Annotated in this window: 9 protein-coding genes, 4 tRNA genes and 2 rRNA genes (1 of these 15 cut by a window edge); all 15 read left to right on the top strand. The window is 54.4% G+C overall.

Translation table 11 applies throughout. From position 1 onward, the window contains the following. Positions 1–541, top strand: a 23S ribosomal RNA gene (locus OU997_RS04985); it begins 2350 nt to the left of the window's first position. A gap of 133 nt (positions 542–674) precedes the next feature. Further along, positions 675–790, top strand: a 5S ribosomal RNA gene (gene rrf, locus OU997_RS04980). Positions 791–933: 143 nt separating this feature from the next. Then, positions 934–1899: a bifunctional biotin--[acetyl-CoA-carboxylase] ligase/biotin operon repressor BirA gene (birA, locus tag OU997_RS04975; protein WP_108490519.1), complete on the top strand. Its 966-nt coding sequence runs from the start codon at positions 934–936 to the stop codon at positions 1897–1899. Next, positions 1889–2629, top strand: a complete 741-nt coding sequence (locus OU997_RS04970; RefSeq protein WP_108490520.1) for a pantothenate kinase — start codon at positions 1889–1891, stop codon at positions 2627–2629. Before birA ends, OU997_RS04970 begins: the two co-directional genes overlap by 11 nt. An 8-nt stretch (positions 2630–2637) precedes the next feature. Beyond that, entirely contained in the window at positions 2638–3309 is a 672-nt protein-coding gene (locus tag OU997_RS04965) for an SPOR domain-containing protein (protein WP_108490521.1), read from the top strand. Between the two features lie 141 nt (positions 3310–3450). Beyond that, positions 3451–3535 (top strand) — tRNA-Tyr (locus tag OU997_RS04960). A 24-nt stretch (positions 3536–3559) separates the two neighbouring features. Next, positions 3560–3633, top strand: a tRNA-Gly gene (locus tag OU997_RS04955). A gap of 26 nt (positions 3634–3659) precedes the next feature. Then, positions 3660–3735: transfer RNA gene (locus OU997_RS04950), tRNA-Thr, on the top strand. Positions 3736–3818: 83 nt separating this feature from the next. Beyond that, positions 3819–5012, top strand: a complete 1194-nt coding sequence (tuf, locus tag OU997_RS04945; RefSeq protein WP_090377379.1) for an elongation factor Tu — start codon at positions 3819–3821, stop codon at positions 5010–5012. A 53-nt stretch (positions 5013–5065) separates the two neighbouring features. Further along, positions 5066–5141 (top strand) — tRNA-Trp (locus OU997_RS04940). Positions 5142–5183: 42 nt separating this feature from the next. Further along, positions 5184–5552: a preprotein translocase subunit SecE gene (secE, locus tag OU997_RS04935; RefSeq protein WP_267809287.1), complete on the top strand. Its 369-nt coding sequence runs from the start codon at positions 5184–5186 to the stop codon at positions 5550–5552. A 9-nt stretch (positions 5553–5561) separates the two neighbouring features. After that, positions 5562–6095 carry a transcription termination/antitermination protein NusG gene (gene nusG / locus OU997_RS04930; RefSeq protein ID WP_108489519.1) on the top strand — a complete coding sequence of 178 codons (534 nt, stop codon included), beginning with the start codon at positions 5562–5564 and terminating at the stop codon, positions 6093–6095. A gap of 116 nt (positions 6096–6211) precedes the next feature. Further along, positions 6212–6643: a 50S ribosomal protein L11 gene (gene rplK, locus OU997_RS04925; protein ID WP_108489518.1), complete on the top strand. Its 432-nt coding sequence runs from the start codon at positions 6212–6214 to the stop codon at positions 6641–6643. Next, a complete protein-coding gene (gene rplA / locus OU997_RS04920) occupies positions 6643–7338 on the top strand; it encodes a 50S ribosomal protein L1 (protein ID WP_108489517.1) in 696 nt (231 codons plus the stop codon). The genes rplK and rplA overlap by 1 nt, the downstream gene beginning before the upstream one ends. 197 nt (positions 7339–7535) lie before the next feature. After that, positions 7536–8036: a 50S ribosomal protein L10 gene (gene rplJ, locus OU997_RS04915; protein WP_108489516.1), complete on the top strand. Its 501-nt coding sequence runs from the start codon at positions 7536–7538 to the stop codon at positions 8034–8036. The last annotated feature ends 70 nt before the right edge of the window (positions 8037–8106 follow it).

Genomic DNA, 8106 nt, shown 5'->3' with positions numbered 1-8106 from the left:
CGAGCAGGTACGAAAGTAGGTCTTAGTGATCCGGTGGTTCTGTATGGAAGGGCCATCGCTCAACGGATAAAAGGTACTCCGGGGATAACAGGCTGATACCGCCCAAGAGTTCATATCGACGGCGGTGTTTGGCACCTCGATGTCGGCTCATCACATCCTGGGGCTGAAGCCGGTCCCAAGGGTATGGCTGTTCGCCATTTAAAGTGGTACGCGAGCTGGGTTTAGAACGTCGTGAGACAGTTCGGTCCCTATCTGCCGTGGACGTTTGAGATTTGAGAGGGGCTGCTCCTAGTACGAGAGGACCGGAGTGGACGAACCTCTGGTGTTCCGGTTGTCACGCCAGTGGCATTGCCGGGTAGCTATGTTCGGAAAAGATAACCGCTGAAAGCATCTAAGCGGGAAACTTGCCTCAAGATGAGATCTCACTGGAACCTTGAGTTCCCTAAAGGGCCGTCGAAGACTACGACGTTGATAGGTTGGGTGTGTAAGCGCTGTGAGGCGTTGAGCTAACCAATACTAATTGCCCGTGAGGCTTGACCATATAACACCCAAACAATTTGATGTTTGTGTGTCTCTATGAAGACTGCAACAGCCGAAAATTTGCTCAACTACAAACCAAGACATCACATACCCAATTCGGGATAGCGTCTCGCGACGATATCCCAGCTGAATCGCTTGACGACCATAGAGCATTGGAACCACCTGATCCCATCCCGAACTCAGTAGTGAAACGATGCATCGCCGATGGTAGTGTGGGGTTTCCCCATGTGAGAGTAGGTCATCGTCAAGCACCTATACCAAAACCCCCGATCGTGAAAACGGTCGGGGGTTTTACTTTTACCCGCAAAAACAAACCAGCCACTGTCGCGGCTTTGATAGGCAACATTACGGCACGTCGCTATCATGCGTGCCTCATTTGCTGGTAGGACTCGCATGCTTTCATTGTTAAGGCTCCTTCAGGACGGGCGCTTCCACTCCGGAGAAGCCCTCGGTGCTGAATTGGGTGTTAGTCGTGCTGCGGTGTGGAAGAAACTGCAGGCGCTACAAGCCGAGCTGGGTTTGTCGGTGCATAAGGTGCGTGGCCGCGGTTACCGGTTAGAGGCACCGTTGAGGTTGTTGGACGCGCAGTGCTTGAATGTCCAGGATGATGGGCCTGGTTGGCAGGCTTATGTGGTTCCTAGTCTCGACTCGACCAATGCTGAGGCGTTGCGGCTTTTGCCGTCATCGCCAGCGCTACCGTTCTATGTGTTGGCTGAGCGGCAGACTAGCGGGCGCGGTCGGCGCGGGCGCAGTTGGGTCAGTCCTTTCGGTGAAAACATCTATTACAGCCTCGTGTTGCGCATTGAGGGGGGCATGCGGCAGCTGGAAGGTATGAGCCTGGCTGTAGGGTTGGCGCTGCTGCAGGTCGTTCGCGATCACGGTGTTTCCTCTGCTGGATTGAAGTGGCCCAACGATGTGCTAGTCGGCGAGCGTAAGTTGGCCGGTATCCTGTTGGAGTTGTCCGGTGATCCGGCAGATGTTTGCCATGTGGTAATTGGCATCGGTTTGAACGTGAATATGCTGGCTGCGGAGTCCGGCACAATTGGTCAGGCCTGGACGTCTATGCGGGTTGAGTTGGGGTATCAGCTGGATCGTAATGCGTTGGTGCGTGCACTCAATCGGCAGCTGTCCCGCTACCTCGAAGTCCAGCTGGGGGATGGTTTTTCTGCGCTGCAAGATGAATGGCAGCGTAATCATCTATGGCAGTTGCGTCCTGTCGCGTTGACGGCAGGTAGCGCGCCTGTTGAAGGGGTGGTGCTTGGTGTGGATCAGTCGGGTGCCATTCGGCTGCAGGTCGAAGGTGTGGAGCGTGTTTTCAGTGGCGGCGAGCTTAGTCTGAGGTTGCGTGATGATTCTTGAGCTCGACTGCGGTAATACATTGATCAAGTGGCGCTTGCTTGATGGGGCTTCGGCTGTTGCGGGTGGTGTCGTTGACTCCGATCAGGCGCTGTTGCTGGCGGTTCGAGAGCAGGGTGCGCGGCTACGTACTTGTCGTTTGGTGAGTGTGCGCAGTGACGATGAAACGACCTCTTTAATGGCGTTGCTCGAAACTGCTTTTGCTGTTGTGTGTCTGCGTGCAGGACCGGCTACTGAGCTTGCGGGGGTGCGTAACGGCTATGAGCAGTATGAGCGCCTTGGGTCTGATCGCTGGTTGGCAGTTGTTGGGGCTTATCAGTTATCTCGACGTGGCTGCCTGGTGATTGACCTTGGTACCGCTGTCACATCTGACTTTGTCACTGCCGAGGGGCAGCATCTGGGTGGGTTTATTTGTCCTGGTTTGCCGTTGATGCGCACTCAGTTGCGTACCCATACGCGCAGAACACGCTATGACGCGGATGAGGCAGCTCAGGCGCTTAGGGGGTTTTCGCCTGGGCGTTCGACGGCAGAGGCGGTTGAGCGTGGTTGTCTATTGATGCTGCGTGGTTTTGTCAGTGGCCAGCTGGCGGCGGCAGTTGAATGTCTGGGCAATTCATTCGATGTGTTTTTGACCGGTGGCGATGCGGCTCTGGTTGTTGATGAAATTCCTGGGGCGCAGGTTGTGCCAGATCTGGTGTTTATCGGCTTGGCGATCGCTTGCCCCGTAGATTGAGGTCATGCATGCGCTGGATGTTCTTGTGGTTAGTGGTTTTGAATCTGTTTTACTACGTCTGGCACCAGCAGCAGGCACCGCTGCGGGTTACTGAGATCGCGCCGCTGAATATGGCGCAGGAGAGCAAGCGCGATATTCGATTGCTCAGTGAATCCAGCGCTCCTGCACGTCGAGATGTGGTGGCGGCGCCCGTAGCGGAGGCTGTCTGTCTGTTTTTGGGTAGCTTTGAGGTGGCTGCAGAGGCTGCTTCGGTTGAGCAGCGGTTGCTTAGTCTGGATATTCAGTCGCGTGTGCAGAGTATGGATGCTGCGGCGGGTGTCGATTACTGGGTGTATCTGCCGCCTCTGGCTTCGCGTCAGGCCTCTTTGCGGCAATTACGTGAGCTGCAGGCTCGCAAGATTGATAGCTACATCATTACCCAGGGCGATCTGGCTAATGGTATTTCCTTGGGTATCTTTCCACGCAGTGATTCCGCTGCCAGTGTCATGCAGCGTCTGCGCGATGCCGGCTACGAGCCTTCCTTGCGTGAGTTGACCCGCGCGCACCGCAGTTTCTGGGTGCGTATTGCCCCGGAAAGTCGGCGTCTGGCTGATGATGCCCTGCTGCAGCGTTTAGCTTTTGACTTCAAAGGCTTACAACATCAATTAATGCCGTGTGAAGGGGTTGCAAGTGTTCAATAGAATGCATAGAATGGCGCCCGCTTCGCAGGGTGGCGCTAACAAGTGATCTGCGAAGTTGCTGTCAAATTAGCTAACCTCAGGTTTTTTAATGAGAAATTGCTTGACAGTAGGTCGGCATCGAAACAGAATGCCGCCCCGTTTGGAGGGATTCCCGAGTGGCCAAAGGGATCAGACTGTAAATCTGACGTCATCGACTTCGAAGGTTCGAATCCTTCTCCCTCCACCAGATTTAGCGAGAGCTGCAGGCTACGCGGGTATAGTTCAGTGGTAGAACCTCAGCCTTCCAAGCTGATGATGCGGGTTCGATTCCCGCTACCCGCTCCAGCATTGCTGCTCTTGCAATGTGTTTCGCTCATGTAGCTCAGTTGGTAGAGCACACCCTTGGTAAGGGTGAGGTCAGCGGTTCAAGTCCGCTCATGAGCTCCATTTGATGAAGGCAGATATGAGAGTATCTGCCTTTGTTTTATGGCTGTGATACTTGGTCAATTCTTCTCTGGGAGGCAGTCAAAATGGCTAAAGAAAAGTTTGAGCGTAACAAGCCGCACGTCAACGTTGGTACTATCGGTCACGTTGACCACGGTAAAACCACTCTTACTGCTGCTCTGACCCGCGTCTGCTCCGAGGTATTCGGTTCGGCCAAGGTTGACTTCGACAAGATCGACAGCGCTCCAGAAGAAAAAGCTCGCGGTATCACCATCAACACCGCTCACGTTGAATACGACTCGTCTGTGCGTCACTACGCGCACGTTGACTGCCCAGGTCACGCCGACTACGTAAAAAACATGATCACCGGTGCTGCGCAGATGGACGGCGCTATCCTGGTTTGCTCGGCCGCTGATGGTCCGATGCCGCAAACTCGTGAGCACATCCTGCTGTCCCGTCAGGTGGGCGTTCCGTACATCGTTGTCTTCCTGAACAAGGCTGACATGGTTGACGACGCTGAGCTGCTGGAGCTGGTTGAAATGGAAGTGCGTGACCTGCTCAGCACTTACGATTTCCCAGGCGACGACACTCCGATCATCATCGGTTCCGCTCTGATGGCTCTGAACGGCCAAGACGACAACGAAATGGGCACCAGCGCTGTTAAGAAGCTGGTTGAAACTCTGGACAGCTACATCCCTGAGCCGGTTCGTGCAATCGACAAGCCGTTCCTGATGCCAATCGAAGACGTATTCTCGATCTCCGGTCGTGGCACCGTGGTAACTGGTCGTATCGAACGCGGTATCGTCAAGATCCAGGAAGAAATCGAAATCGTTGGTCTGCGTGATACCACCAAGACCACCTGTACCGGTGTTGAAATGTTCCGCAAGCTGCTCGATGAAGGTCGTGCTGGCGAGAACTGCGGCGTTCTGCTGCGCGGCACCAAGCGTGACGACGTAGAGCGTGGCCAGGTTCTGGTCAAGCCAGGTTCGGTTAAGCCGCACACCACCTTCACTGCAGAAGTGTATGTGTTGAGCAAAGAAGAAGGCGGTCGTCATACTCCGTTCTTCAAAGGCTACCGTCCTCAGTTCTACTTCCGTACTACTGACGTAACTGGTAACTGCGAACTGCCGGAAGGCGTTGAGATGGTAATGCCAGGTGACAACATCCAGATGACTGTCACTCTGATCAAAACCATCGCAATGGAAGAAGGTCTGCGTTTCGCCATTCGTGAAGGCGGTCGTACCGTCGGCGCCGGCGTAGTTGCAAAGATCATCGCTTAATCGATTGATCTGCTTTGTTCGGGCCGGCATAATGGTCGGCCTGATTCTGTTTTAGGTCAGTAGCTCAATTGGCAGAGCGACGGTCTCCAAAACCGTAGGTTGGGGGTTCGATTCCCTCCTGACCTGCCATTTTCCTAGAATTTGGCGCGTCTTTTTACAGGATATTAGTAGATGAATGTTAAGGCTGAGGCCAAAGAATCCCGCTTTGATCTGCTTAAGTGGCTGGCTGTTGCTGCTCTGGTGGTTGCTGGCGTGGTTGGTAATCAGTATTTCTCTGCTGAGCCAATTCTGTATCGTGTTCTAGCCCTGCTGGTTATTGCTGTGGTGGCTGGTATGATTGCGCTGCAAACCTCGAAGGGTCAAGCATTCTGGGTGCTGGCAAAAGAAGCTCGCGTTGAAATTCGTAAGGTCGTTTGGCCAACTCGCCAGGAAACCACGCAGACAACTCTGATTGTTGTTGCTGTTGTTTTGGTGATGGCGTTGCTGTTGTGGGGGCTTGATTCCCTGCTTGGTTGGATTGTTTCGTTGATTGTCGGTTAAAGGTGTCCCGTGGCTAAGCGTTGGTACGTTGTGCATGCTTACTCGGGTTACGAGAAGCATGTTATGCGCTCGCTGATCGAGCGCGTTAAGCTTGCTGGTATGGAAGACGTTTTTGGTGAAATTCTGGTCCCTACCGAAGAAGTGGTAGAGATGCGTAATGGCCAGAAGCGTAAGAGCGAGCGTAAGTTCTTTCCAGGCTATGTTCTGGTGCAGATGGAAATGAGCGAGGCGACTTGGCACTTAATCAAGGACACCCCTCGCGTCATGGGCTTTATCGGTGGGACGGCTGACAAGCCTGCGCCTATTACCGAGAAAGAGGCTGATGCAATTCTGCGTCGTGTTGCTGATAGCGGCGACAAGCCTAAGCCAAAAACACTGTTTGAGCCCGGTGAGATGGTGCGCGTGACTGACGGTCCGTTTGCCGATTTCAGTGGTGTGGTTGAAGAAGTGAACTACGAGAAGAGCCGAATTCAGGTTGCAGTGACCATCTTTGGTCGCTCTACGCCGGTCGAGCTGGAGTTTAGTCAGGTCGAAAAGGCATAACTGACACAAGCATCCCTTACCCCGCAGCCCTGGGCTGCGGGGTTTTGTCGTCACTGGGATAAATAGGCAATAACTGGGGAGCCGTAAGGCGCTAGAACCCAAAACTGGAGTAACTCATGGCTAAGAAAATTACGGCTTATATCAAGCTGCAAGTAAAGGCTGCACAAGCCAATCCGTCGCCACCCGTCGGTCCGGCTCTCGGTCAGCATGGCGTGAACATCATGGAGTTCTGCAAGGCGTTCAACGCCCGTACCCAGGGCATGGAACCTGGTCTGCCGACTCCTGTGATCATCACCGTTTACAGCGACCGTAGCTTCACCTTTGAAACCAAAAGCACCCCGGCTTCAGTTCTGCTGAAGAAGGCTGCTGGCCTGACCAGCGGTTCGGCTCGTCCGAACAGCGTCAAGGTTGGTACTGTCACTCGTGCTCAGCTGGAAGAGATCGCCAAAACCAAGCAGGCTGATCTGACTGCCGCTGATATGGACGCAGCTGTGCGTACTATCGCCGGCTCCGCTCGTAGCATGGGCCTCAACGTGGAGGGTGTGTAATGGCTAAGTTGACCAAGCGTCAAAAGGCAATCGCTGAGAAGGTTGAAGCTGGTAAGGCTTACAACTTCGTTGAAGCGGCCGCTCTGCTGGCTGAGCTGTCGGCAGTCAAGTTTTCTGAGTCTGTAGATATTGCCGTCAACCTTGGTGTTGACCCGCGTAAATCCGACCAGGTTGTTCGTGGTGCAACCGTTCTGCCGAACGGCTCGGGTAAAAGCGTTCGCGTAGCCGTGTTCACCCAGGGGCCTGCTGCTGAAGCTGCTCTGGCTGCCGGCGCTGACCGCGTTGGCATGGACGATCTGGCTGCTGAAATGAAGGGCGGCGACCTGAACTATGACGTAGTAATTGCCTCCCCGGATGCGATGCGCGTTGTGGGTCAGTTGGGTCAAGTGCTCGGCCCTCGTGGTCTGATGCCTAACCCGAAAGTCGGTACCGTGACTCCTGACGTGGCTACCGCGGTGAAGAATGCCAAGGCTGGTCAAGTACGCTTCCGTACTGACAAGAACGGCATTATCCACGGTTCCGTCGGTAAGGTCGGTTTTGATGCCGAGAAACTGAAGCAGAACGTTGAAGCCCTGATCTCTGATCTCAAGCGTCTGAAGCCGTCGACCTCGAAAGGTGTCTACGTGAAGCGCGTTACCCTGAGCACCACTATGGGCCCAGGTCTGATCATCGACCAGAGCTCGCTGGACGCGTAATAAATGAAGCGGTGCAGTGATTGCGCCGTTTTGAAGGTTTGGGGTCCCTGCTTTGCGGGGGCTATCCAAGACCGTAGGTGGCGAAAGCCTTAAACCAACAGCCTACGCAGATGGTGCTCCCGATTCTTACCGAATCAGACACCAAAACGACATCCACCTTCGGGCGGATGAAACGGTAACAAGCAGGAGTTAAACCCGTGGCAATTAAACTCGAAGACAAGAAGGCCATCGTCGCTGAAGTCAACGAGGCTGCCAAAGGTGCCCTGTCCGCTGTCGTGGCTGATGCCCGCGGTGTGACAGTAGGCGCTATGACCGGACTCCGTAAAGAGGCCCGCGAAGCTGGCGTATACGTACGTGTTGTACGTAATACCCTGCTCAAGCGCGCCGTTGAAGGCACCGAGTACTCGGTTCTCAACGACGTGTTCAAAGGCCCGACCCTGATTGCATTCTCCAAGGAACATCCGGGCGCTGCTGCTCGTATTTTCAAAGAGTTTGCCAAGGGTCAGGACAAGTTCGAGATCAAGGCAGCTGCGTTCGAGGGCAAGTTCCTCGCAGCAAACGAGATCGATGTGTTGGCTTCGCTGCCAACTCGCGACGAAGCTATTGCACGACTGATGAGCGTGATTCAAGGCGCCACCAGCAAGCTGGCTCGTACTCTGGCGGCCATTCGCGACCAGAAAGAAGCTTCCGCTGCCTAAGGCTGCGTGGTTCCTTTCAAAATCATATGTTTAATTTGATGGCTGCGTAGGCTGTCACCCCAATACAGGA

It is taken from the genome of Pseudomonas sp. SL4(2022), from assembly GCF_026625725.1.
Classification (GTDB): domain Bacteria; phylum Pseudomonadota; class Gammaproteobacteria; order Pseudomonadales; family Pseudomonadaceae; genus Aquipseudomonas.
The sequence above is the reverse complement of the archived record's forward strand: the minus strand, read 5'-3'. Positions and strand labels throughout refer to the sequence as shown.